We start from the raw sequence: 22,702 nt of genomic DNA on the forward strand, positions 1-22,702 counted from the left end.
GCTGAAATGAAACGGATGATTATAGCCATAGACGAGGAGAAGTGCATTGGCTGCGGGAGATGCGTCAACTCCTGCCCCACGGGTGCGCTTGTGCTCAACAACGAGAAGGTAAAGCTGAAGGATGAAAGGCTCTGCGATGGATACGGCTCGTGCATTGCCGTCTGCCCTTCGGGAGCCCTTTACATCGAAGTTAGGGAAGCAGAGCCCTTCGACTGGGGATTGCTGGACAAAATAAGCTTCGAGGACTTTCTGGAAAAGCTTGCCAAGCACTACAGACCTGAAGCTTTGAAATGATTTTTCGTTTTTTTTACGGTGTTAATTTCCAAAACCCTTATATTTTATCAAGTAGTAAACATTGTTAGCCAGAAAGGTTCTGGCAAGAGGAGGTGGAAAATGGAGAACGGCGACAGATACGTTTACGTTGTGGATGTTTCGAAGTGCTACGGCTGCCTTTCCTGCGTTGCTGCATGTGCCGCTGAAAACAACGTTCCCGTCGGCTACTTCCGCACGTGGGTTGAGAGATATGCAATGAACGGAAGGGTAGCCTTCGTGCCAAAGATATGTAACCACTGTGATAATCCATCTTGCGTCCACGCCTGTCCAGTCAATGCCACCTACAAAACCGAGGAAGGCTTGGTTCTGATTGACGACGAGATTTGTATTGGGTGTGGTGCGTGCATACAGGCTTGCCCCTATGGAGCGAGGTTCAGAAACCCCGTTAAGGGCACGGCTGACAAATGCACCCTCTGCAACCACAGAATTCCAGAAAGGCTCCCGGCCTGCGTCGAGTCGTGCCCAACCTCTGCGAGGGTTTACGGCAAAATGAGCGATAAGGCGGTGAAGGAAATACTCTCCAAGAAAAACGCTGTGGTGCTTAAGGCTTACACGGGCAACGAGCCCCATACCTATTACGTAAGCCTTACGGGGGTGGAGTAAATGCTGTGGAGCTATCCCGAAGGTTTTGCCTACTTCAACGAGTTTGCCCAGAGCATAATCTGGGAGCCAGTAGCCTTCTCCTACGCACTGCTTATTTCTGGGGCCGATTTGCTTTTGCTCGCCGCATTAGCTCTTCTCTCAGGCTACCTCAGAAGGGCAATACCCATGTTCCTCATTCTGGGGCTCTCCTTTTTCTCCGTCATTCTTCTCGGCCCGCTCGCCGATTTGGCGTTACCTCACAGGGCTACGGAGATACTGACGAGGCCTCATCTGGCATCGACGGAAATGCATCCGGGCATTTCTGTAATGGCTCTATACGGAGGGTTGCTCTGGCCGCTGACCTTCATAGTTGCGTTAATCTTCGCGCTGCTTTACTTCAGCTACCCCATGCACAAGAAGGGCGGAACCTTCAGCTTCCTCTCTTTCGGAGTCAAAAGTGAGGAGAGCTACGAAAGGCTGAAGCCGGCGATGAAGGTTTTAGCTGCAATCCTCGTTCCGCTCTCTGCCCTCTGGACGATATATCCCGGAATGCTGTTCTTCTCTCAGACGTGGATTTACGCCTGGAAGAACTGGGGGCTGATGCTGCCAATGTTCTTCGGCGAAACCTTCATTACAGCAACAGGAACAGCTCTCATTCTCTACTACCTCGAAAGGATGGAGGACGAAAGAATAAGGTATCCCCTGCTGCAAATTCACGGAGCTGCAGCCATAGCTCTGGCTGGAGTGCTAATTCTCCAGATGTTCATCTGGGGAATGTGGGGCAACCCGAATTTTGCTGCTGTAGTACCAATGATGCAGGCTGCTGCGGTAATTTTCCTGCTGACCTTCATCCTGACTCTGGTTTCTGCGAAGTATGAAGCGATAACACCTATCGTTCCGGTGCTGGCTCTCTTCGGCGTTGTGGTGAACAAGTGGAATCTGATAATCAATGGACAGCTAATTTCAAGGGCTGGAATGGGAGTTTTAGAGCCGGAGCTGGCACCGAACTGGCTTGCTGAGGCAGTCTCACCCATAGCATTGGCAATACTTCTGCTGGTGATTTTAAGCTACATATTTCCAATGGAGGTGGAGGAAGATGCAGCTTAGCAGGAGGGATTTTATTAAGGGTCTCGTGGCTGTTGGCTCGGCATCAGTTTTCCTCGCAGGTTACTCGGAAACAGTTGACAGGCTGGTTAAGCCGAGATACACAGAGGTGAAGCCGGACTCCGTTGGCAGGATTGTGCACTCAGCCTGCCTCGGGTGCAATGTAAGGTGCGGCATAAGGGTGAACGTCGTCCAGAGAGGAGGGATGGAGGTAGTTGAGAGGATTTCGGGCAATCCCTATCACGTTTACAACCGATACGTTTCGAAGGAAAAGCAGAGCAGAAGATACGAGCCTCTGCCCTACAACACACCAATCACTGAGGGGCTGAAGTATTCGGGAACTCTCTGTGCGAGAGGGGAGGATGGAATACACTACCTCTACGACCCCTACAGGATTATTGTCCCGCTGAAAAGGGCAGGACCGAGAGGGAGCGGAAAGTTCAAGCCAATTACCTGGGAGCAGCTGATAAACGAGGTTGTAAACGGAGGAGTTATTGAGGAAACGGGAGAGAGGCTGCCGGGATTGAAGGAACTCTTTGCATACGGAATTCTCAGCGAAGCCGGATTCGACGCCAATGCCGTTTTGAGCGAGATGAAGAAGGACGTCGATGCAATCATGGAGATTGCCAAGGACGATACGAAGAGCTACGGCGAATTGACGGAGGCTATAAACAACTTCAAGGCAAAGTGGAGTGCAAAGCTCGGCGAAAAGGGCTTGAAGCTTGAGGATATTCTCATCGACCCCGATAGGCCCGATTTAGGAACAAAAGCCAACCAGCTCGTTTACATGAGGGGAAGGGGACAGGGTCATGCGGACTACTTCTACCAGCGGTGGACCTATGCTTTCGGCAGCGTGAACTGGCTGAGGCACACCTCGTCATGCCAGCTCGGCTACTACGCGGGAAACAAGATATGGTCAGGCTACCACGATGTGCAGGCTGACCCGATTGGGGCAAAGCTCCTCCTAATGGTGGGAGCCCAGATGGGCAGGCTGCATCCCGGCGCTACGGGGCAGGGATTGATAGTTGAGAGGGCTGCAGAGGGGGAGCTAAAGGTTTACTACGTCAATCCAACTGCTCCAAGAACAACAGCAAACGGAAACATAGTCTGGGTTCCGATAAGGCCCGGCACGGATGCTGCATTCGCCATGGCTCTGCTTAGAGTCATGTTCGAGAGGGGTTACTACGACGCAGAATTTCTCTCATACGCAAACACTGATGCTGCAAGGAAAGCTGGCTACCCCTTAAACACGAACGCATCGTGGCTCGTGATTTGGGAAGGTGATAGAAAGGGAGAGTTTCTGAAGGGAGAGGACATAGGGCTTGGCAGCGACAATCCGGTTGTTTACGCCGGAAGCTTCGTAACGAACGACAGCGTCGAAAAGGCGGAGATATTCTTCGACGGCTATGTGGAAACGAAGGAAGGGAAGAGGAGAGTCAAATCAGCCCTTCAGATTCTGAAAGAGGAGTGCTTCAGCAGGAGCGTGGAAGAGTGGTGCGAGATTTGCGGAGTTGATGTGGCTGTAATATACGAGATTGCTGAGGAAATCAGGAAAGCCATGCCCAACTGCGGAACCATAGTTCACAGAGGAGCTGGCATGCACACCAACGGAGAATACAACGTCTGGGCTCTGAGATGTATCGACATGCTCATCGGAAACATTCACAGGAAGGGCGGGCTCATGACGAGAGCTTCACACACGAACTACAACAAAGAGCTCTACTACGTTGACAAATCAAAGTTTGGAGAGCCTGTGAGGTGGGGGCCGCCAATAGACAGGCATAAAGTTGCCTACGAGGACAGCCTCGAATACTGGATGAAGAAGAAGAGGGGTGAGAACCCCTATCCAGCCAAGCGCCCGTGGTATCCGCTAACGCCAGAAGAGAGCTATACAGAAATGTTCGCCGGAATTGCGGAGGAGTATCCCTACCCAATCAAGGCCCTTATTATGTACTACGCCAACCCCGTTCTTTCGGCTAACTTCGGAGTTAAGTTCATAGAGGTGCTGAAGGACACATCAAAGCTCCCGCTCTTCATAGCCATAACCACATCGATAAACGAGACATTCCTCTATGCAGACTACATCGTTCCTGACACCATGTATCTCGAAACCGGCACCATGGGAATCAACTACCTCTACGCAACCAGTGCGAGTGTTACGCTGGCGGAATACTGGAGAAGTCCGGCAGTAATGCCCATGACTCAGCTCGTAGGCACCTGTCCCAACGGACATCCCAAATACGCTTCAATGTGGGAGTTCCTCATTGACATTGCGCTCAAGCTGAAGATGCCCGGTTACGGCAAGGGGGCTGTGAAGGGAGTGGGAGCTTACGACGGGCAGAAGTTTGATCTTTACTGTGCGTGGGAGTACATAATGTACGTTTTCGCCAACGCAGCGATGGATGCTAAGAAGCGCGGATTGATTCCTGAGACGGTTAGCGACGAAGAAGTGGACTTTGTCGAGAAGAACTACCCGATTGCGAGGTTCAAGGATATAGTGCCCAACGAGTGGAGGTATGTCGCCTACGGGCTGGCGAGGGGTGGAGTATTCACGAGGTACGAGGACTCCTTCGACGAGAGGGGGTATTCGAAGAGGAAGCCGTGGACAGATACCGTGTACTTCTGGAGCGAAAAGCTTGCTAAGGCCAGAAACAGCGTCACCGGAGAGAAGTTCTACGGTGGACCGAAATATCTACCTCCAGCCACCTACGCACCGCTTGGAACCGAGAGGAGATTCTACGGAACTCCGCTCAGGGAAATTTATCCTGAATCGCAGTATCCCTTCCTCGTCGTGCCGCCGGGAAGTCCGCTTTTCACCAAACACAGGAGCATGTTCTACTACTGGCTGAAACAGGTGATGCCGGAGAACTTTGCCGTGATTAACCCCGAAGATGCGGAGAAGCTTGGAATTGAGAGCGGAGATGTCATAAAGATAGTAACTCCCACAGGAGAGCTTGAAGTCGTTGCAGCTGTGGAGCCGACGGTTGTAAAGGGAACAATCGCGATACCTGTGGGAATGGGAAGGTGGGCTGATTCGGCTGTTAAAAAGCCAGCTTACTTCAGGCTGAACGACGGAAGCGTTGCAGCTCTCGTTTCAGAGCTACCTGATGGAGCTTCTCTCCCCTCGGATGCCGTGAATCCTGTAAAGCAGCTTGACGAGACGAAGAAAAGAATCCTCTTCACGAAGTCCGACAGGAGATACTACGACGACCTTGGGATAGACAGCTGGAGGTTCAGCGGAGTTACGCCCAATGTCGTGGCCTGCGTTGACACGTCTCTCGACAACTGGCCACTGCTCAGCTGGATAGGCGCAGCCCAAGTTTACTTCTTCATTCCGGCAAAGGTCGAGAAGACGGGCAAAAGGAAGAAGTTCGAAATGCCGAACGTGTGGTGGTAGCAGTTGCTTGTGACCATAGGGAGGGCAAAGGTTTACGCAACGCTTTCAAAAATTTTTTACCACCTTTTTTACGATGAGGCAATCCCCAAAGACTGCAGAGAAATTATCGAAAAATTCGGCGAAATTGATTTTAATCTGCGTTCTGTGCTCGTTAGGGAGTTGAGGGGCTCTGTTCTTATAAAGGACATGCCTCAATCTCTTGCTGAAGTTTACGAGAGCGTAATGAAAGACTTCTACGAAAGATACGGCTTTCAGGCTTCAGAGTTGCATGCTGACCATATAGCTGTGGAGCTTGCCTTCATGTCGAAGCTGGTTGAGAGGGAGATTAGCTTGGCGCAGCAGATGAAGGAGGAGGAGCTTTACAAAATCAGGGCAGCCCAGCACAGGTTTATAAAGGCTCACCTCCAGCCCCTCGTCAAAAATCTCCCCTCTGCACCTCTCCTCAACTTCGTGAGGGATTTCGTCAGAGAGGATGCGAAGTACCTCTACAGCAGCCTCGTAGGTGAGAAAAATGAGGGAGCTGACAACAATTGACGAAACCTGGAAGCTGATGGACGAGCTGAGGCAGAGATTTTACTTCAAGCGTGAGAGCGAGGAGGTTAGAGTGGAGGATGCTCTGGACAGGGAGCTGGCGGAGGATGTGTTCGCTGCCAAGGACATGCCGCCCTTCGACATCGCAACGATGGATGGCTATGCCTTGAAGCTTGAGGATGGTGTCAGGGAGTACAGAATAGTGGGAGAGGTTTACGCTGGAGAGGTTGAGGATAGATTCGTCAACAGAGGGGAGTGCGTTTACATCACCACCGGGGCGAAGATGCCCGTCAATGCTGACACGGTTGTCAAGGTGGAGATTGCCGAGGTTGATGGCAGCAAGATGAGGATAAGGGAGAAAGTCAACAGGGGAAAGTATGTGCTGAAGAAGGGGAGTGAGGTGAAGAAGGGGGATTTGATTCTGCCGGCAAAAACCAGAATAGGCCCGCAGGAGATTGCTGCTTTAATCAGCGCTGGAGTTGAGAGGGTCAGGGTTTTCAGGAGGCTGAGGGCTGCGGTGTTCTCGAACGGGGATGAGATAAAGAAGGGGATAATTGCGGACTCCAACTCGGCAATGATTTCCGCCTTTTTGCGGAAGTTGGGCTGCGAGGTTCACTTTCTTGGTGTGGCTGGGGATGATGCGGAAGAAGTAAGGGAGATGGTTGAGAAGGGTGTGAGAGATTACGATGCTGTTCTTACAAGCGGCGGAGTTAGCGTTGGGGAGAAGGACTACGTGGTTAAGGCTCTGAAGGAGATGGGAGAGGTTCTGATTTACAAGGTGAGGCAGAGGCCGGGAAAGCCGATGGTTGTGGCTGTTGTAAATGAAAAGCCCGTTTTTGCCTTGCCCGGAAAGCCTGCTGGCTGCTTTACAGCCATGCTGTCTCTGAGAAGGTTTTTCGCAGGGGATAAGCCCTTCCCGAAGGTTAGGGCAAGGATTGCGGGAGATGTAAAGCTCCCCACGAAGGGGTTCAGCTACTTCCTGTTTGTGAAGCTGAGGGACGGTTATGCAATTCCAGCGGGATTCAGGCACTCTCACGTTTCCATCATTCCGTATGAGAAGTATGAGGTGAGTCTGGTTTCAGCGATGGCGAGAAGTGCAGTTTCAGATGGGTTCGTTGTGACTGACAGGGATTTGAGGGCTGGAGAGGAGGTTGAGGTTTGTTTGTATGATTGAGGATGTTTCCGTTAACCTTAGATTAAAAGCGGTAGAAATTTAAAAAGTAATGAAAAAACAAAAGTGGTGGTTAAAATGACCAGCGAGAGAAAGAGAAAAAAGAGAATATACAATCCAGTTACCGGAAAGTATTATGCTGTAAGACAAAGGACTATCAGTTCAGGAAAAGCAGGGCAGATAAAGAGGTTGTGGAAACCATCAAAAAAGAGAGAAAAGAAATCGATATGGGATTTACTGTAATATGAGAATTTTTCTTGATGCTAACGTTATAGCCGACTGGATACTGCTTAAGAACAAGAATCAGGACGCCAGCGATCCGCTACTTACGGAGCGATACAGGCATATGGCAGAATCTTTCAAGCTTGTCGAGGAAATTCTTAAATTGAAAGAAAAAGTTTCAGGAACATCACAGATGGCAATAGCAGAGGTTTTTGGTGTCATATATGACGATGCTATTAACATGAAGCTTTTCAGAGAGGCTGTCCCTGCTTCTTCATGGTACTGGTTTTCGATAAGGGAGAGAAAAGCTCTTTCTGAGGACTCACAACAGCTGTTTTTAATGGAACCACACACTTCGCCACAAGGGATTTGAGATTGGTGGAGCTGGTAAAGAAAATCGATAAAGTAAAACTGAAAGTCCAGAATCCAAAATATGTACTGGACTATCTTAAAAGTTGGAATAGACGCAGGAGGAGATAATTAACTCGTTTACGGAAAATTTTAAACACTCTCCATCCAAGATCCAAACCATGAATATTTCCCCATCCCCGCTCACAGACACGGGAAAAGCCCTTCTGCGGTTAAACCTAATCGCAATTGCCCTCCTCTGGCTTTATCCACTGCTGACTTACAGCCAACTCCCTGAGACCGTCCCAACCCACTTTGGAGCTGGCGGCGAGCCAGACAGGTTTGGAAGCAGAGAGGAGCTTCTAATCCTGCCAGCAGTATTCAGCATTGCTCCAGCAATCATCCTGATCATCACGAAGCTCAGATTCACCCTCATCAACCGCTACCCTCAATTCATAAATCTCCCCGCCTTCTACATGAACATAGGCAAAATCCGGGAAGAGAGGAGAAGTTACTGGGTCAACAGGTACTTCGAACCCGTCCTTCTTTTATCCCTGATTCTCTCGGCAGGTTTTCTCGGGATGGAGTACGCCATCTTTCATGCAACCCTGAGCGGAGAACTGCCACTCCTTTTTTACATTATCCTGATTTTCGTTATAGCAGCACCTCTGTTCATCTTCTTCTTGTACCTCAGCATGATTTCCGCCCAGATGAGCAGGGAAATTGGCGAATAATTTATAAATTTAACAGAGTTAAGGCAAAAGATTTATTAACTTAACAGTGTTAATTAACCTATGGCAATTGAAGTCGAGCTTCACAAACTGCGGGAATGGATGTGGAAATACTCCCTCGGCAGAGATGGGGGCAATAATTCTGATCACTTTCTTCGTATAAAAATTCCGGGCGGGATAATTTCACCGGATCGGCTGAGAGGTGTTGCTGAGCTATCAGATAAATATGGGAGAGGTTATGCTGAGATTACGACGAGGCAGGACATACAGCTTCACTGGATCGAGGCTGAGGATGCTCTGGAAATCTTCGCTGAGATGGAAAAGCTTGGCTTCACAACAGACCTGTGCAGTCAGGCTTTTGCCGAAACATGCCACGGTGATGTGAGAAACGCCGTCTGCTGCCCTCTGTCTGGGAAAAAGGGATACGATGCTTACTGGCTTGTTAGGGAGATTACGGATTTCTTCTCAGGCAACCCGGATTACGTCAGCCTTCCGCACAAGTTCAAGATTGGCATCTCTACTTGCGAGAGCAACTGCATAAGGGAGGAGGCGCAGGACTTGGCAATGCAGTGGAACGGCGAGGGGTTTGTACCGCTTGTTGGGGGAGGACTGGGGGCTTCGAAGCCCGGAGTCAGGAAGGCAAAGAGCTTGAGAATCGTTGTTTACGAGGAGGATGCCTTCGATTTTATAAGGACGGTCATAGACATCTACAAAGACTTCAGAGCTGAGAGAAAAGCAGAGGCAAGGTTCAAGAACTTTTTTGAGACTGCTGGATGCGAGTGGCTGAGAAGAGAAATTGAGCTCAGAATGGGTGTTAAATTCGATTTAGCTGATGATTTCAACTGCAATCCGCCATCAGAGCACACTGAGGGCTTGCAGGATGATGGCAGCAACTACTACACCCTTCCTGTGTTCGCAGGTATCCTCGACTCGGAAAGGCTGAGCTTCATTGCTGAGGTTGCTGAGGAGTTTGATGGAGGAATCAGGCTCACACCATGGCAGAACGTTGTTTTCACCGATATTGACGACTTGAAGGCTTTGAAAGAGAGGCTTTCCGAGCAGTTTGACCTCAGTGCTCCAAGAATGCACATCGCCTGTGCATCGAACTTCTGCGGTAAGACGCTGGTGCACGCAAAGGACGTTCTCAGGCACATTCCAGCGAGCGATAGATTTGTGGGGGTGAGCGGATGCAGCAACGCCTGTGCCTGCCATCCTCTTGCTGAAATCGGACTTTGTGGGAAGGTTAAAGCAGGAAAGCAGCTCTACGACGTCTTCATTCACGGCTGGAAGGAGGCGGAGAACCTGAGCGTTGAGGAGGCGGTTGAGCTCATTAAAAAACATCTTGGTGATGGATATGGAGCTAAAGCTGATTGAAAGAGGAGATTTTCACGAGCTGGACTGCAGGAACATGGTCTGCCCGTATCCAGTGATTATAACCAAGCTTGCAATGCAGAAGGTTGACAGGCTTGAGGTTTTGACGAACAATCCTCCATCTGTGAGGGACATTGAGAAGATTGCAGAAAAAGAGGGCTGGAGAGTGGAAAAGAGGAGGGATGGAGAGGTCTGGAGAATCAGGATTTGGCGGTGATCTTTTGAGGTCAATGGGTCTGTCCAGTATGGTGGTAGGCAGGGCACAGCTTCATTATACCTAAGTAATTAGATTCGCTGGAATCCGCACATAGAACTAAAATCTTCATTTTTTAAAAATAAATTTGAAAAATCAATCCTCAAGTGAAATCGCCGAAGCGGGACAGCTCTCCATAGCCTCCTCGCAGCATTCAGCGCTGTCACAGCTACCGATAACCTCGCTTATGCCCTCATCGTTAAGCCTGAAAACCTCAGGGCATATTTCCTCACACGTCCCGCAACCAATGCAGAGGTCTCTGTCCACAACGGCTTTCATACCTTCACCACCCCTGCAATTTTCTCAGCCAGCTTTCTTACCTTCTCAAGGTCTGAATCCGATGGCTTTGCCCTAACTTCAACAACCCCGAGAACTTCGAGGTTCAGAGAAGAAACTATCTCCTCAATCTGCTTCACAGCCCCTCCACCCCAGCCGAAAGAGCTCAGAACTGCTGCGTATCTGGCTGGTGGTCTCAGAGCCTTTACGAGGTTTGCAGCGAAGAGGGCGAGGGGGTGCATTCCTCCCAGCACAGTTGGAGTGCCGAGCACAATAGCTCTTGAGTCAACCAAGTCCTTCGCAATCTCGCCAATGTCCGCACTCGCTAAATTGTGAACGGCAACCTTCAAACCCTCCTTCATCAGCAGCTCAGTAAGCAGATTCACCATCCTCTCCGTCGAGCCCCACATGGTGGCGTAAACCACAAGCACCTTTTCCTCAGTTTCCCCTGCAGTCCATTTCTCGTATGCTGACAGGATTTTCTCGAGGTTTCTGTAAATCGGCCCGTGGCTTGGGGCTATCATGTTTATTTTCAGGCCTTTTATTTTCTCCAGAGCCTTCTTTCCCATACTGCGGAAGGGCATCATTATCTCACCGAAGTATCTCTGGGCGTAGTAGAGAATCTCAGGCACCTCGTCATCGTAGAAGCCGTAAGCTGTGTGACAGCCAAAGAAATCACAGGGGAAGAGTATTCCATCCTCCACGAGATAGGTGAACATCGTTTCAGGCCAGTGAAGCCACGGAGCGTGGATGAAGCGGAGAGTTTTTTCGCCGAGGCTTATCTCCTCCCCATCCTCAACAACCCTCACCCTGCTTTCAGGAACATCGTAGTAGAACTTCGCCATCTCAGCCCCCTTCTTCGTGGTCACCAGCAAAGCGTCGCTGCTTTCCATGATAAAGGGTATCGCCCCGGCGTGGTCGGGTTCGGCGTGGTTCATAACAACGTAATCAATTCTGTCAGCATACCTCTCAACGTTCCGCCTGAGCACGTCCTCAAACCCCGGATTCACTCATCAACAATCAGGTAGCTGTTGTAGCTCGTTCCCTGCGGGAGGGGAATGAGCGAGTCAAAAATTCTGCGATTCCAGTCCTTCGCACCAACCCAGTAAACTTTTTCAGCAATCTCCACACTCTCACCCCCTTATTTTGTCAACAATCTTTCCAGCATCTGTAACAACCCACCTCTCTCCAACTCTCTCTATGCAGAAACCGGCTTCAAGGACTTTGAGGTGATAATCAAGCTGCTTTTTGCTCAGTGAAAGGGTCTGCATGATTTCCTCCTCACTTCTGCCTTTATCGAGCATTCTAAGAATTTTCCTCCTGACGGGATTGGTAACAGCGTAGTTATACCTTTTGTGATACTCATCAGCCTTTTCGAGGCTATCAGCCTTAATCCACTCCTCCAAGGACATAATCTCACCCCCTCAACTCTCTCAGCTTCCTCAGCATCTCTTCAAACTCCTCATCGCTCAGCTTTTTCAGCATCTTAGCCCTGCCAAGAGTGATTGTTTTTGCAAGAGTTTTCCTCAATACGGGATTTCGCAGAGGTGTGAAGCCGTAGGATGCGAGGATTTCTGTAGCCTCAGGATACCTCTCGATGAGCCTTCCAACATTGGTGTTTTCATCAATCCTGAACTCCTCCTCCTCATCAGCCTTAAATTCAGCCCTTTTTGTGACTTTAAGCAGAATGAACCTGTCACCCTTCTCAGCACTGCACTCTGCGTATTCGGAAAGGTGTGTGGTGATTGCCTCAACATCAGCATCCGAATCGAGCACGAACTGCACCTGCTCCCCAACCTCTACATTCTCAATCGCCTCAACAATTCCTCCGAGGGCTTCGGGCAGGGAAAGCCCCCTCAAATCAGATATTGCTACCATAACACTAATTCATCATGAAACTACAAATCAGTTTCCACTAAAATCTTCGGTGAAGCTTTGCGGGAAAATGGTAAAATAGTATCATGTTAAATTCCATCATGGAAGACAAGAAGGAGTTGCTGAAAAGCCTTCTCAGGCAGATTCATGAAGGTAGGGATGTTTCAGAGCTGAAGGAGCAGTTTAAAGATGTGCTTGCCAGCATTTCACCCCTCGAAATCCCGCTTATTGAGCAGGAGCTCGTTAAGGAGGGTATTTCGACGAGGGAGATAGCGAAGATGTGTGACATACATGTTGAGCTCTTCAGGGAGAGCGTTGAGGGGGCTTTCAGCGTTGAAGATATTCCTGAAGGGCATCCGCTCCACACCCTCTTCATGGAAAACAGGGAGATAGTGAAGGATGCGGAAATGCTCGCGTTGCTTGCAAACACGCTGGAGAGGGAGATGAAGGGAGAAATTCTGGAGGAGATGGAAAGCGTTGTGGCAGAACTCATAAAGGTTGGCCACACTCACTACAACAGAGAGGAGATGCTCATTTTCCCCTACATCGAGAGGAGGGGGATTACTGCCATTCCAAACGTGTTGTGGTTCAAGCATGATGAGATAAGGGCTGCCCTGAGGGTTTTGCACAGACTTCTTACCACAGACACGGGAGAGAGGTGGGAGGAGCACATCAAAAGAGTTGTGGAGAAAGCGAGGGAGGTTTCATCGGCAATGCTGGATATGGTTTTCAGGGAGAACAACATCTTCTACCCAACGCTAAAAGTTCTGCTCAGCGAGGGAGAGTGGAGGGCAATAAGGGAGCAGGAAGAGATAATAGGTTACTACAAGCTCAAGCCAGCAGAATGGAAGAGCGATGCCAAGCCCGTGCATCCTTACGAGATAGACACTACCATAACCGCAGAGCAGCTTATCAGCCTGCCAGAAGAGGTGCAAAACTTGCTGAAGGGACAGCTCTTGAAGCCCGACAGTTATGAGGTAGTGAGGGAGGATGACTTAAGGCTTGATGAGGGATATCTCTCTCAGAGAGAAATTAACGCCATTTTCAAAGCTCTGCCCTTTGACATAACCTTCGTTGACAGCAATGACAGGGTCAGGTTTTTCTCAGGGAGCGACAGGATATTCGCAAGAACACCTTCCGTCATCGGGAGGAGAGTTCATTTATGCCACCCGCCGAGGAGCGTGCACATTGTTGATAAAATACTGAAGGCCTTCAGAAACGGGGAGAGGGATTTTGCTGAGTTCTGGATAAACATGGGTGGGAGAATTATACACATAAGATACTTCGCCGTGAGGGATGAGGGGGAGTACCTTGGCACGGTGGAGGTTGTTCAGGATGTGACGGAGATAAAAAGGCTTGAGGGCGAGAAGAGGCTGCTGGGGTGGAAGTAGAAGATGAAAGAAAGAGTTCCTCCCGGTCAGAGGGTTTTTGACAAACTCCCGGTGCTGCAATACAGGGGCATCCCGCACATCGACATTGAGGAGTGGAGATTTAGGGTTTACGGGCTGGTTTCAAGGGAGCTTACCTTTACCTACGAGGAGATGCTCGAACTCCCGCAGAAGGAGTTTAGGTGTGATGTTCACTGCGTAACGGGCTGGAGCAAGCTCGACTCCGTTTGGGAAGGTTTTGAAGCCTCTGAGATTATAAAGCTTTCAAAGCCCCTTGAAAACGCCCGATACGTGATGGTTCATTCAGCAGACGGCTACACAACCAACCTCTCCATAGAGGACTTCTCGAAGGGATTTTTCGCCATCAAAATGGATGGAAAGCCCTTATCTCTCGAGCACGGCTACCGCTCCGCTTGGTTGTGCCACACCTCTACTTCTGGAAGAGCGCCAAGTGGGTTACGGCAGTGGAGTTTATGGCGGAAGAGAGGCTGGGATTCTGGGAGAGCAGGGGTTACCATATCAGGGGTGACCCGTGGAAGGAGGAGAGGTACAGCAGGACCTAAAATCTTAGGGAGAATCCTTATCCCCCCAAGTCTTAACTCACCTCCATGAGGCTTTTGCCAAAAATGGGGGGCGTGATAAGCATCTGGTTAACCTCAACGCTCCTGGCGATGAAATACCTCACACCTCTTAATTTAGCAATAGCGCTGCTTTCCCTGCTGTCAGTAAACCCGCTCATGTATATGAAGAAAGATTTTTCACTCGTTTTTCCAATTCTCCTTTCAGCGTTGGCAGCATACATCCTCTACCTTAACCCCACTACCATCTACTTCCTCCTCGCTTACTCGATCCTCTTCATAGCGCTCAAATTCGTGAATGAGTGGAGAATTGAGACGAAAATCGGTGCCTTCGCTCTCACCTTCCCCTTTCCGATGATGGCCTTGGCTTACGGGGCGGGCCTGATGGAAATATTGGCACCATTAACCCTCTTGTTCTCTCTAACAGCCTTCAACCTTTTTCTTGCTGACTCAAGAATTTACGGCAGAGTTTCGGCAAAGAACTACCTCGCGATTATACCCCTCGCCCTTATTTTCTACATCCTCTCCCATCCAGTCCTTGCGGCAGCTGTGACAGCAGCGGCGATAGTTGTAACGGTAAAAGCAAACAGCATTAGTGTTAGGAGCTTCGGATTTTCACTGCTTTTTCTGAATCTGCTCTTCGTCGTCGGGTTTTTAGCTCTGGACTTTGCTGGGCTTCTCTAAAAATTTTCTAAAAGCCCTTGCGAAGGTCGCATAAATTTCTGATTTCTCCTCAACACACTTAGCAAATTCTAAAAACCAGTCTCTAAAATCGGAGAGAAGCTCTGGATTCATTGAAAGAAACTCAAGCTCGACTGATATGTGGTCTGGTGGTTCAGACTCGTAAACGTAGTTAAGACCGTATTTCGAGTATAGCTCAGCTGCTCTGAGGGATGCTTTTCCGTAAACGCTCCCCTCCTCGAAGTAGGATTGGTATGGAGGGCACGGAACTGAGGGGTGTGAGGAAATAAAAAGAGAAGTGTATTCAACCTGAAGTGCTTCAATGTCAACCTGTTTCAAAGTTTGAGCAATCTCTGTAAGGCCAATGCCCTCTGCAAGCGCTATGGCTTTTCCGAGCTTGTCCTCATCAGGATAGGAAAAAATCAGCGAGAAAAGCTTAAGATGCTCTCTCATGCCTTCTCACCCACATCTTTGAGAGGAAGAGCCTTAAGCAGAGTCAGCAGGACCAAACTCAGTACGGCAACAATTCCGACCGTTACTGCAATTTCAACTGCAGACGGTGAGTAGCTCCAGTAATCCACGAAAACAGGCTGAGGGCTGAACAGGTCACCCCTCACCTCTCCTACAGCGATAGGATACTGCCATCCCTCGATGCTGAAGGCAAAGACGTTGTAGGCAGGAGGCATCAGTAGAAATCTGTGGAGGAGGACACCCACGTTGACAGACACGCTACCAATAATTAGCCTTGCACGGGTCGTCGCCTTGGCCAGCACGATGGCTGAGAAGAGGATAAACAGAACTTCGAGGAAGTGTATGTGGAGGTAATCTCTGAAGACAATAGCCAGAGCCTCGTATTCCAGCCCTTCTCCCCACCAGTATCTGACGAGGAAGTCGTTGTAGTACATGAAAAGGAGAGCAGCGGATGATGCTGCAGAAATCTTGCCGAGAAGTCTGTAGGCATTTTTAAGCCTATCTTCATAACCATAAACGAAGAGGGATGCAAGTATTACAACGGCAGGCCCTGTGGCGATTGCAGCTGCGATGAAAGTTGGGGCGAGCAGCCCGCCATACCACCACGGCCTCGAAAGTTGCGTTGCGAGAACCCAAGCCGTCACGGTGTGGATGAGTATGGCGAAGGGGAGGGCTATCGGAGCAAGAACTTTCGCATACTTCTCGGACTTTTGCCTTAAAGACTCTAAATCAGTCGCATCTTTCTTTAGAAAACCTAAGACTCCCCTCTCAGCAATTCTCGGCATCAGAAGAACGTAGGTGTAAATGGCCGAAAGGAAAGCGTAGGTTGAGAGTACTATCAGGTCCCAGGGTAGAAGAGATGAGAAGTTGGGGTAAAGAAACATGTTCAGTATTCTGTCCACCCTACCGAGGTCGGGTAGAACCATAACCATCGCACCGACAGCGAAGATGAAGGCAGTCGTTGATGCCACTGGCGCTATGGGCTTGAATTCTCTTGCCCCGAAGATGTATATCGCAGATGACACAACAAGACCACCAGCAGCCGTTCCGACAAAAAATGCCCACATCGCAATGTAGAGCCCCCAGCTAAAGGGATTCCGCATGTTCGTTACTATCAATCCTTCCTGAAGCTGATACAGCCATGCTGCCATTCCCAGTGCTGCTAAGGCAACCAGAACCGCAACTAAAGCTTTAAACTTCACAATTTCACCTCCAGTTCTGGAGAATACCTAACTTCTCCTCTTTCAGCCCTTTTCATAGGTAAAAGGTAGAACACCTTTGGCTCCGTCCCCAAATCTTCCAGCAATCTCGTGTGTGCCCCGTCCCTCAACACCTTTGAAATCTCACTGTTAGGGTCATCGAGGTCTCCGAAAATCCTCGCATTCCCTGGACAGCCTCTAACACATGCGGGCTTTAGACCTTTGTCAATATACTGCACACAGAATGTGCACTTTTCAACCACTCCTCTTGGTCTCTTGGGCGTGTAAACCAGCCTTCCGTCTTTGGTTCTGTGATCAATGGGATATCCGTGCCTGTATCCTTCTACGTACTCACCTTCAAATCCTGCCGCCTTGAAACCTTTCTCTACCGCCTTATCCTTATCTTCCCAGTTAAACTGCCTCACACCATAAGGGCAGGCAGTCATGCAGTACCTGCAGCCAATGCACCTCTCAAAGTCCACCAGCACAACCCCGTCCTCTCTTTTCCACGTTGCACCGACGGGGCATACCTTAACGCAGGGTGGATTATCGCAATGCATGCAGGGGACTGGGAGGTAAAGTTCAGTCAGATTGGGGTAATCTCCCGACGGAGTTTGATGTTCTTTGCTCCCTACGGTCTCAACTCTGTGCCACCAAGTGCCCGGCGGGAGAGAGTTGTGAATTTTGCAAATAACAGCGCAGCTTCTGCAGCCTATACATCTGTTCAGGTCTATAACCATTCCATACCTCACCATGCACCTACACCTCCACCTTCCTTACTGCACACGCAACCTCATTCCACGCTGTAGTGGGTTCCCAGATGCCGGGGACGAAGTAGACAATATGGGTTGGTTTAATCCAGGGGAAGGTCAGGCTGTTGTAGGATGTTCCTCTCAAATATCTGCTCCACCAGCCCTGCTCGAATATGATTACCGAGGGATGCAGTCCCTCATCCAGTACGGCATAGCCGTATACCCTGCCCCTGTCGTTGTAAACCTCTACAAGGTCTCCCTCAGCAATTCCGTTCTCCTTTGCTGTTATAGGATGCAACCAAACTCTCGGCCTGAAGTCCTGAAGCTCAAGCATCGTTATGTTGTTGCTGTGGGTGGAGTGAACTCTGTAGAGCGCGTTTCTGGTGATGTAAAAGTACCTGTATTTCCTCTTCGCTTCGGGATTCAGCCTGTACTCAGTATCAACAAACGGGTCTTTGTGAACTGGCAGAGTTTCCCCAAGGTCTATGAAAACGTCCTCCTCTTTGTAAAACTCAATTCTTCCACTTTTCACAAATCTCGCCGTTTTTTGAAGTGGAACAGGATAGGACTGGGGTGGGAAAGGCTTTTTAAGGTTTATCTGCTCCCAGAATGGAATCTGTCTTTTATTAGGGGTTGGCAGGTTCAATCTCACAGGTCCTTTTAGCAGTTTTTCAAGAGTTATCCCTTCCACAAGCTCGCCACCAGTCTTGAGCATGAGCTCGACAGCTTTCAGGGAGGCCTTATGTGCAATATTCCTTGCCAACCTGAAACTCCACGTCCCATCCTTTCTCGCCCTCTCCTCCTCATCGAAAAGCTCTGGATCAGGATAGAACTCAGAAATGCTGGATTTGAGCTCTTCATCGTTCCACTTCTGGACGAGTCTTTTGGCCAGCTCCTTGAAAATCCATATTTCTGGCATGCATTCGAAAAGTGGCTCGATCGCAGGCTGCTGGAGCTGGACGTAGGGATGGAGAATCGTTGCTGTTAGCTCGTACTTCTCGTACCATGCGACACCGGGCAACACCACATCTGCCCACTTGCATGAGGTCGTCATCTGGAAGTCTATCGCAACTATGAGTTCCAAGTCTCCATTCTCGGCGTATTCAATCATCCTGTTAGCCATGTTGTGCTGGTCGAAGGGATTGTTCCAGCCGAAGAGGAAAGCTTTAACATCGTTCTTAGGATAGGGGGTTTCTCTGTTGTATTTTTTGAACTCCTCGCTTTGCCTGTATTCCTTGTTCATCCAGAGGAGGTAGGTTACCCATTTATTCTTCCTACCCTTGAAGCTCCACCATGCTCCAAGAGGCCAGCGAATCTTGAACTGTCCAGCATATGTGGATATTCCTGCGCCACTCTTTCCGAGATTTCCTGTTAATGCAACAATCAGCGCCAGAGCCCTTCCCTTCAGGTCACCGTGGTACCACTGGTAATTACTCGCACCGTAGATGATGTGCAAAGGCTTTACGGTTGCCATTTCAAATGCAAGTCTTTTGATCATATCCACGTACTCGCCCTTATTTCTGTTTGGAGGAGTAATAATCTCAGCAACTTTTTCGGGGGTGTACTTCTGAACCTCCTCCTTTAGAAGCTGGAAAACCGGTTTTACCTTCACCCTTTTTCCGTCAACAAGCTCTACCTCAAATTCTCCTTCTATCGCAGGCTCAAAATCCCTCTCAAGGGTTTCTGGATTCACCGGCTTGAATCCCTCGTTGACGTCGTAAACGACGAACACATCTCTGTATTCTGGAACGTTTAGTTTTCCAGCAATCTCCTCAAGTTCCTTTACTTCCTTCGCCATCAGCCTTTTCTGGGTGTCCATTCTCACCAGCAGCGGCATGTCGGTGTATGTTTTGATGAATTCCTCGTCATAGAGTCTGTTTTCAATTATCTCTCTCGCTATTGCCAGCGCGAAAGCTGAGTCGGTTGAAGGATTTATCTGCACCCATTCATCAGCCTTAGCTGCTGTGGGGCTGAAGTTCGGGTCCACTACAACAACCTTCGCCCCCCTCTCCGCAGCGATGTTTACGAACTTTGCATCTGGAAGGCGGGTGACCATTATATTGGAGCCGAAAATGGCTATATACTTCGAGTTGGTCCATTCAAGGGACTCGAACTCCTCCGTTTGAACTCCGAAGGTTTGTGACCAGAAGGCTGGCAGGTCTCCATTCATCGTATAGCCGTGCAAAGCACTCCATCCGAACATGGATGCGAGTCTCATCATAGCCCCTTTGTGAACGTAGCCAGTCCCTGGAACCTGAATCGAAATTGCCACCGATTCCGGACCGTGTCGCTTCATTATGTCAGCCAGCCTGTCTGCAACGTAATCCAAAGCCTCATCCCAGCTCACAGCTTTGAATTTCCCCTCTCCTCTTTTTCCCACCCTGATTAACGGCCTTTTCAACCTGTCCGGACCGTAAATCAAGTTCATCATTGACTGTCCCCTGAGACATCCCCTTGGGTTATATTCAGGCTCAGGATAATCTGCTGCCTGAGTGAGTGTCTCGATTCTGCCGTTGTAAACAAGCGCATCAAAACCGCATGCTCCCGTGCAGTTTGGTGAGCAAACCGACCTCACAGTTTTGATTTCGCCTGCATTTTGCTGCACTCCACGACTTTTCTGGAAGTAGCCAAGACCTAAACCGGAAGCAAAAGCAGTCGCTGCAGAGAGCTTGATAAAGTCTCTCCTGCTTACCTTCATAAATAGTGTCTTTTTGGCAAGGTCATAAGGTTTTTCCCTAAAATATTAGGAAAAATTGCTACTCAAAATACCCCTTTCCAGCACACATAAAGCAAACCATCCTTCCATCAACCTCAGCGACGTAATCAGATGGCTGAAGCTCCCCGCATTTCTCACATTCAACTATTGGCTCCTTTGTCCCACCCACAGGTATCGTCAGCCTTATTTCTCTAACCTCAAAGTATTCAGGCTCAAGGTTCAGAAACTCCTCAGCCAGCCTTTTCTCCTCCTCTTTGTTCAGCTTTCCAAGCCTGTAGAGGAATTTCTTTATCAGCTCAGACTTCTTGGCCGCCTCTTTCTTAATCGTCACCCTATAGCCTTCTCTGGTGTCAAACCTCACAATCGCCAAAGCGAGCTTTCCGTAGTCCTTCACAATCAAATTCCTGTTGCCGGGTGTGGTTCCTGCAACGACCTGCAGAGCATCGGGCAGGCACATTGCTGTCTCGGCAATCCCAACAAGCCCCTTCCCTCTGAAGTTCACACCAAGCTTTTCGTATGCAATTTGGGCCATCTTTATGCCCAGAGCCACTCCGGGGCTGAGGTGGCTGTGAAGCTTTGCCGCAAACTCAAGCATCTCGTTTCTGTCCATGGACTCTTAAAAACTCATTAGCTTTAAATTATTTTTGAACGGTGTTAAGTTGCCTAATTCGATTATTTTTAATCATGTAAAAACACCGTTAAATTTAAATACAGCGTTTGGTTTGAAAAATCATGGAAATTGTGTATTGGGAAGAGCTGGGAAAGAGACTGGGAAGTTTCGAGGTGAAGAAGGATAAGGTCAGCTACAGGATTGCTCCCTTCACGCAGTGGAAGGTTCTCGTCGCAGATGAGAGGCGTGAGGTTGAGAAGGGGAAGCCTGAGCTTATAAGGCTGAGAGTGGCAGGATTCCTCAGAACACAATCGTTGCTCCGCTCTCAATCGCCCCCCATGCGACGGGCACAACAGTTGACGTTGTTGAGGAAAAGCCGAGCAGAGTTGAGGAGGAGAAGAAGATAACTCACGCAGTCTTCCTGCCCGCTGAAGATGGAGTTGTGGAGGAAGGAGATATCGTTGGCATACTGAAGGTTTTCTTTGTCAGAACCGGGGCAATTGGAAAGAGACTGGGATTCAAGGCTGGAGACATAAGGATAAGGGAGGAGATAGTTCAGGCGAACCTGACGTGGAAGGAAGATGGAGAGATAAGGAGGGAGAGAATAAAGACGAGGTTTTTCGGCTACTTCAGGAGCCATGTTGCCGAGTGGGAGCCGGTGATAGCTGCAGAATCTGTTGATGTTGAGAGGGGTGAGGTTGCGAGAATAAAGATAAAGGAGATAACGCTGCCTGAATACACCGTCATAACGCCTCTCTTCATCAGGAGGCATGCCTTGGGCTCTTTAATTGATGTTGTTCAGCAGGGAAAGAGGAGGAAGGTTGAGGAGAAGAAGAGAATTGGCGAGGCAATTTTCCTGCCCGCAAGAAGCGGGAGAGTTGAGAAGGGAGACCTGCTGGGTGTGATTAATGTTTACTACATAGCAACAGAGAACTTCAGCGTTGGCAGAAGGGAAAAGGATGAGGTTCTTGCAAAGGTTGTTGATGAGAGGGGAAGAAAGGAGTTCAGAATCAAGCCCTTCGCCTACAGGAGGAAGACCATAGCGAGATGGGAGCCCATTGTTGCGGCAGAGAACCGAAAGGTCAGGAAGGGGGAGGTTGAGGAAATTGCGATAGAACCAATTAGCCTTGAGGAGAACACCATTGTCTATCCCCTCTACGTGATGAGAAACGCCTTTGGAAGTGTGGTTGATGTTGTTGAGGAAAGGCCGAGAAGAGTCGAGGAAAGAAGGGAGATTATAAAGGCAGTCTTCCTGCCAGTCTTCGACGGAGAAATAAGGAAGGGGCAGCTGCTTGGAGTTATGAACGTTTATAGCATTGAGGTTCAGCCCTACGAGGTGATATGGCGGTGGCTTGAGGAGTGGCAGGGAGAGTTCAGGAGATTGTTTGCAGAGGTGGTTGGATGAGGGCGGTTGTGGTTCTCAGGGATGAAATAGAGCCAAGCTTTGATGCAGAGGAGATACATCTGCTGGTTCTGGAGAATGGCACAGGGGGAAGGGCGATTTCAGAGAAGGGAGAAATGAGGGCGATGGCCAGAGACAAGATTAGGGCGATAAGGAGAGCAGAGAAGCTCTTTGAAAGATTTGAAGAATTCTACAACGTTTCGGGGCTGAGCATAGCCTTCGACAGATTTGAGGATGAGCTAATCCACGCTGTTGAGTCGCTGGGGGCAGAGGTTGTTTACTTCTTCACCTCAATGCCCCTACCTGAAAGGCTGCTGTCTGAAAACGTCACTCTGGTTTTTCCGAGGGGAGGGCTTAGCTTCAACAAGGCTCTTTACGTCCACTCCTCCAGCACACCAAACACTGCATGGCTTGAAAGGGCAAAGGAGCTTTTCATTCTGGCAATAGTCCAGCCAACGATGCCTCCTGAAGCGTCATCGAGGAAGTTCAGGGAGGAGTTTGAGAGGATGGAGAGGGAAACAGAGGAGCTCTCATCTCATCTTAAGGCTGAAAGAGCTGTTATCAGGGGAAACATAGTTGAAGATACGCTGAGGTATTCAGAAAAGCACGGTGCAGACACCATATTCCTCAACAGGGGGCTGGGGAAGGAGAACATTGAAAAGATTGTGGAGAGGGCGAAGGCGAGTGTTGTGGTTGTTTAATTTTTATTTT

26 protein-coding genes and 1 pseudogene are annotated in these 22,702 nt (G+C 49.4%); 17 read left to right on the forward strand and 10 right to left on the reverse strand.

Features of this window, described 5'->3' with window-relative positions; genetic code table 11:
- The first annotated feature begins 6 nt into the window (after nucleotides 1-6).
- The 11 genes from AF_RS00770 to AF_RS00815 all read left to right on the forward strand — a co-directional run bounded on the left by AF_RS00770 (nucleotide 7) and on the right by AF_RS00815 (nucleotide 10,007).
- Entirely contained in the window at nucleotides 7-294 is a 288-nt protein-coding gene (locus AF_RS00770) for an ATP-binding protein (RefSeq protein WP_010877668.1), read from the forward strand.
- Nucleotides 295-393: 99 nt separating this feature from the next.
- Nucleotides 394-936 carry a 4Fe-4S dicluster domain-containing protein gene (locus AF_RS00775; protein ID WP_010877669.1) on the forward strand — a complete coding sequence of 181 codons (543 nt, stop codon included), beginning with the start codon at nucleotides 394-396 and terminating at the stop codon, nucleotides 934-936.
- Nucleotides 937-2,022: a tetrathionate reductase gene (locus AF_RS00780; RefSeq protein WP_010877670.1), complete on the forward strand. Its 1,086-nt coding sequence runs from the start codon at nucleotides 937-939 to the stop codon at nucleotides 2,020-2,022.
- Nucleotides 2,012-5,416, forward strand: a complete 3,405-nt coding sequence (locus tag AF_RS00785; RefSeq protein ID WP_010877671.1) for a tetrathionate reductase subunit A — start codon at nucleotides 2,012-2,014, stop codon at nucleotides 5,414-5,416. The genes AF_RS00780 and AF_RS00785 overlap by 11 nt, the downstream gene beginning before the upstream one ends.
- Nucleotides 5,417-5,425: 9 nt before the next feature.
- On the forward strand, nucleotides 5,426-5,950 hold the full coding sequence (locus tag AF_RS00790; RefSeq protein WP_010877672.1) for a Tat proofreading chaperone TtrD: 525 nt from the start codon (nucleotides 5,426-5,428) through the stop codon (nucleotides 5,948-5,950).
- Nucleotides 5,928-7,121, forward strand: coding sequence for a molybdopterin molybdotransferase MoeA (locus AF_RS00795; RefSeq protein ID WP_143274347.1), 1,194 nt, complete (start codon nucleotides 5,928-5,930; stop codon nucleotides 7,119-7,121). The genes AF_RS00790 and AF_RS00795 overlap by 23 nt, the downstream gene beginning before the upstream one ends.
- Nucleotides 7,122-7,196: 75 nt before the next feature.
- Nucleotides 7,197-7,361 carry a hypothetical protein gene (locus AF_RS12985; protein WP_156029474.1) on the forward strand — a complete coding sequence of 55 codons (165 nt, stop codon included), beginning with the start codon at nucleotides 7,197-7,199 and terminating at the stop codon, nucleotides 7,359-7,361.
- Between the two features lies 1 nt (nucleotide 7,362).
- Nucleotides 7,363-7,713: a hypothetical protein gene (locus AF_RS00800; RefSeq protein WP_010877674.1), complete on the forward strand. Its 351-nt coding sequence runs from the start codon at nucleotides 7,363-7,365 to the stop codon at nucleotides 7,711-7,713.
- 157 nt (nucleotides 7,714-7,870) lie between these two features.
- Nucleotides 7,871-8,422: a DUF1648 domain-containing protein gene (locus tag AF_RS00805; protein ID WP_010877675.1), complete on the forward strand. Its 552-nt coding sequence runs from the start codon at nucleotides 7,871-7,873 to the stop codon at nucleotides 8,420-8,422.
- A 60-nt stretch (nucleotides 8,423-8,482) separates the two neighbouring features.
- Nucleotides 8,483-9,793 carry a nitrite/sulfite reductase gene (locus AF_RS00810; RefSeq protein ID WP_010877676.1) on the forward strand — a complete coding sequence of 437 codons (1,311 nt, stop codon included), beginning with the start codon at nucleotides 8,483-8,485 and terminating at the stop codon, nucleotides 9,791-9,793.
- Nucleotides 9,774-10,007, forward strand: a complete 234-nt coding sequence (locus AF_RS00815) for a sulfurtransferase TusA family protein (protein WP_010877677.1) — start codon at nucleotides 9,774-9,776, stop codon at nucleotides 10,005-10,007. The genes AF_RS00810 and AF_RS00815 overlap by 20 nt, the downstream gene beginning before the upstream one ends.
- Nucleotides 10,008-10,139: 132 nt before the next feature.
- On the opposite strand, the gene AF_RS00820 is transcribed toward AF_RS00815, so the two are convergent.
- Genes AF_RS00820 through AF_RS00835 form a run of 5 tightly spaced genes read right to left on the reverse strand, consistent with a single transcriptional unit; the run spans nucleotide 10,140 to nucleotide 12,197 of the window.
- Nucleotides 10,140-10,322, reverse strand: coding sequence for a ferredoxin (locus tag AF_RS00820; protein ID WP_010877678.1), 183 nt, complete (start codon nucleotides 10,320-10,322; stop codon nucleotides 10,140-10,142).
- Nucleotides 10,319-11,308, reverse strand: a complete 990-nt coding sequence (locus AF_RS00825) for an FprA family A-type flavoprotein (RefSeq protein WP_209435122.1) — start codon at nucleotides 11,306-11,308, stop codon at nucleotides 10,319-10,321. The genes AF_RS00820 and AF_RS00825 overlap by 4 nt, the downstream gene beginning before the upstream one ends.
- Before the next feature lie 17 nt (nucleotides 11,309-11,325).
- Nucleotides 11,326-11,448 carry a hypothetical protein gene (locus AF_RS13650; protein WP_257640071.1) on the reverse strand — a complete coding sequence of 41 codons (123 nt, stop codon included), beginning with the start codon at nucleotides 11,446-11,448 and terminating at the stop codon, nucleotides 11,326-11,328.
- Nucleotides 11,449-11,452: 4 nt separating this feature from the next.
- Complete coding sequence (locus AF_RS00830; protein ID WP_010877680.1) at nucleotides 11,453-11,731, reverse strand: winged helix-turn-helix domain-containing protein; 279 nt, start codon at nucleotides 11,729-11,731, stop codon at nucleotides 11,453-11,455.
- Between the two features lie 4 nt (nucleotides 11,732-11,735).
- Complete coding sequence (locus AF_RS00835; protein ID WP_010877681.1) at nucleotides 11,736-12,197, reverse strand: DUF1858 domain-containing protein; 462 nt, start codon at nucleotides 12,195-12,197, stop codon at nucleotides 11,736-11,738.
- Nucleotides 12,198-12,295: 98 nt separating this feature from the next.
- Between AF_RS00835 and AF_RS00840 the strand changes: the two genes are divergently transcribed.
- The 3 genes and pseudogenes from AF_RS00840 to AF_RS00855 all read left to right on the forward strand — a co-directional run bounded on the left by AF_RS00840 (nucleotide 12,296) and on the right by AF_RS00855 (nucleotide 14,844).
- Nucleotides 12,296-13,585, forward strand: a complete 1,290-nt coding sequence (locus tag AF_RS00840; protein ID WP_209435123.1) for a DUF438 domain-containing protein — start codon at nucleotides 12,296-12,298, stop codon at nucleotides 13,583-13,585.
- 3 nt (nucleotides 13,586-13,588) lie between these two features.
- Nucleotides 13,589-14,145, forward strand: a pseudogene (locus AF_RS00845) (sulfite oxidase-like oxidoreductase).
- Nucleotides 14,146-14,217: 72 nt separating this feature from the next.
- Nucleotides 14,218-14,844, forward strand: a complete 627-nt coding sequence (locus tag AF_RS00855) for a hypothetical protein (protein WP_158296872.1) — start codon at nucleotides 14,218-14,220, stop codon at nucleotides 14,842-14,844.
- On the opposite strand, the gene AF_RS12310 is transcribed toward AF_RS00855, so the two are convergent.
- The 5 genes from AF_RS12310 to AF_RS00880 are packed head-to-tail and all read right to left on the reverse strand — an operon-like array spanning nucleotide 14,815 to nucleotide 20,589.
- Nucleotides 14,815-15,294 carry a TorD/DmsD family molecular chaperone gene (locus tag AF_RS12310; RefSeq protein WP_010877685.1) on the reverse strand — a complete coding sequence of 160 codons (480 nt, stop codon included), beginning with the start codon at nucleotides 15,292-15,294 and terminating at the stop codon, nucleotides 14,815-14,817. The genes AF_RS00855 and AF_RS12310 overlap by 30 nt on opposite strands.
- On the reverse strand, nucleotides 15,291-16,514 hold the full coding sequence (gene nrfD / locus AF_RS00865; protein WP_010877686.1) for an NrfD/PsrC family molybdoenzyme membrane anchor subunit: 1,224 nt from the start codon (nucleotides 16,512-16,514) through the stop codon (nucleotides 15,291-15,293). The genes AF_RS12310 and nrfD overlap by 4 nt, the downstream gene beginning before the upstream one ends.
- Nucleotides 16,511-17,266, reverse strand: coding sequence for a 4Fe-4S dicluster domain-containing protein (locus AF_RS00870; RefSeq protein WP_010877687.1), 756 nt, complete (start codon nucleotides 17,264-17,266; stop codon nucleotides 16,511-16,513). Before AF_RS00870 ends, nrfD begins: the two co-directional genes overlap by 4 nt.
- Nucleotides 17,267-17,270: 4 nt before the next feature.
- Entirely contained in the window at nucleotides 17,271-19,961 is a 2,691-nt protein-coding gene (locus tag AF_RS00875) for a molybdopterin-dependent oxidoreductase (RefSeq protein ID WP_010877688.1), read from the reverse strand.
- Nucleotides 19,962-20,019: 58 nt separating this feature from the next.
- Complete coding sequence (locus AF_RS00880; RefSeq protein WP_010877689.1) at nucleotides 20,020-20,589, reverse strand: FmdE family protein; 570 nt, start codon at nucleotides 20,587-20,589, stop codon at nucleotides 20,020-20,022.
- A 122-nt stretch (nucleotides 20,590-20,711) separates the two neighbouring features.
- Here AF_RS00880 and AF_RS12810 point away from each other — a divergent pair, with 122 nt between their 5' ends.
- From AF_RS12810 to AF_RS00895, 3 genes are read left to right on the forward strand one after another with little or no spacing between them, the layout of a single operon-like run.
- The gene (locus tag AF_RS12810) at nucleotides 20,712-20,996 is read left to right on the forward strand and encodes a DUF22 domain-containing protein (protein WP_048064180.1); all 285 of its coding nucleotides are present in this window, start codon (nucleotides 20,712-20,714) and stop codon (nucleotides 20,994-20,996) included.
- Entirely contained in the window at nucleotides 20,918-21,994 is a 1,077-nt protein-coding gene (locus tag AF_RS00890; RefSeq protein ID WP_372428822.1) for a DUF22 domain-containing protein, read from the forward strand. Before AF_RS12810 ends, AF_RS00890 begins: the two co-directional genes overlap by 79 nt.
- Entirely contained in the window at nucleotides 21,991-22,692 is a 702-nt protein-coding gene (locus AF_RS00895) for a hypothetical protein (protein ID WP_048064181.1), read from the forward strand. The genes AF_RS00890 and AF_RS00895 overlap by 4 nt, the downstream gene beginning before the upstream one ends.
- Nucleotides 22,693-22,702 lie beyond the last annotated feature (10 nt).

Origin of the sequence: Archaeoglobus fulgidus DSM 4304 (genome assembly GCF_000008665.1) — an archaeon.
Lineage (GTDB): Archaea > Halobacteriota > Archaeoglobi > Archaeoglobales > Archaeoglobaceae > Archaeoglobus > Archaeoglobus fulgidus.

Coding starts and splice junctions, on each gene's coding strand:
- AF_RS00895 (WP_048064181.1), top strand. CDS start 21,991: ATGAGGGCGGTTGTGGTTCTCAGGGATGAAATAGAGCCAAGCTTTGAT.
- AF_RS00780 (WP_010877670.1), top strand. CDS start 937: ATGCTGTGGAGCTATCCCGAAGGTTTTGCCTACTTCAACGAGTTTGCC.
- AF_RS00835 (WP_010877681.1), bottom strand. CDS start 12,197: ATGGTAGCAATATCTGATTTGAGGGGGCTTTCCCTGCCCGAAGCCCTC.
- AF_RS12810 (WP_048064180.1), top strand. CDS start 20,712: ATGGAAATTGTGTATTGGGAAGAGCTGGGAAAGAGACTGGGAAGTTTC.
- AF_RS00800 (WP_010877674.1), top strand. CDS start 7,363: ATGAGAATTTTTCTTGATGCTAACGTTATAGCCGACTGGATACTGCTT.
- AF_RS00880 (WP_010877689.1), bottom strand. CDS start 20,589: ATGGACAGAAACGAGATGCTTGAGTTTGCGGCAAAGCTTCACAGCCAC.
- AF_RS00805 (WP_010877675.1), top strand. CDS start 7,871: ATGAATATTTCCCCATCCCCGCTCACAGACACGGGAAAAGCCCTTCTG.
- AF_RS00815 (WP_010877677.1), top strand. CDS start 9,774: ATGGAGCTAAAGCTGATTGAAAGAGGAGATTTTCACGAGCTGGACTGC.
- AF_RS00785 (WP_010877671.1), top strand. CDS start 2,012: ATGCAGCTTAGCAGGAGGGATTTTATTAAGGGTCTCGTGGCTGTTGGC.
- AF_RS00840 (WP_209435123.1), top strand. CDS start 12,296: ATGGAAGACAAGAAGGAGTTGCTGAAAAGCCTTCTCAGGCAGATTCAT.
- AF_RS12310 (WP_010877685.1), bottom strand. CDS start 15,294: ATGAGAGAGCATCTTAAGCTTTTCTCGCTGATTTTTTCCTATCCTGAT.
- AF_RS00820 (WP_010877678.1), bottom strand. CDS start 10,322: ATGAAAGCCGTTGTGGACAGAGACCTCTGCATTGGTTGCGGGACGTGT.
- AF_RS00875 (WP_010877688.1), bottom strand. CDS start 19,961: ATGAAGGTAAGCAGGAGAGACTTTATCAAGCTCTCTGCAGCGACTGCT.
- AF_RS00775 (WP_010877669.1), top strand. CDS start 394: ATGGAGAACGGCGACAGATACGTTTACGTTGTGGATGTTTCGAAGTGC.
- AF_RS12985 (WP_156029474.1), top strand. CDS start 7,197: ATGACCAGCGAGAGAAAGAGAAAAAAGAGAATATACAATCCAGTTACC.
- AF_RS00810 (WP_010877676.1), top strand. CDS start 8,483: ATGGCAATTGAAGTCGAGCTTCACAAACTGCGGGAATGGATGTGGAAA.
- AF_RS00830 (WP_010877680.1), bottom strand. CDS start 11,731: ATGTCCTTGGAGGAGTGGATTAAGGCTGATAGCCTCGAAAAGGCTGAT.
- AF_RS00770 (WP_010877668.1), top strand. CDS start 7: ATGAAACGGATGATTATAGCCATAGACGAGGAGAAGTGCATTGGCTGC.
- AF_RS00795 (WP_143274347.1), top strand. CDS start 5,928: ATGAGGGAGCTGACAACAATTGACGAAACCTGGAAGCTGATGGACGAG.
- AF_RS00870 (WP_010877687.1), bottom strand. CDS start 17,266: ATGGTGAGGTATGGAATGGTTATAGACCTGAACAGATGTATAGGCTGC.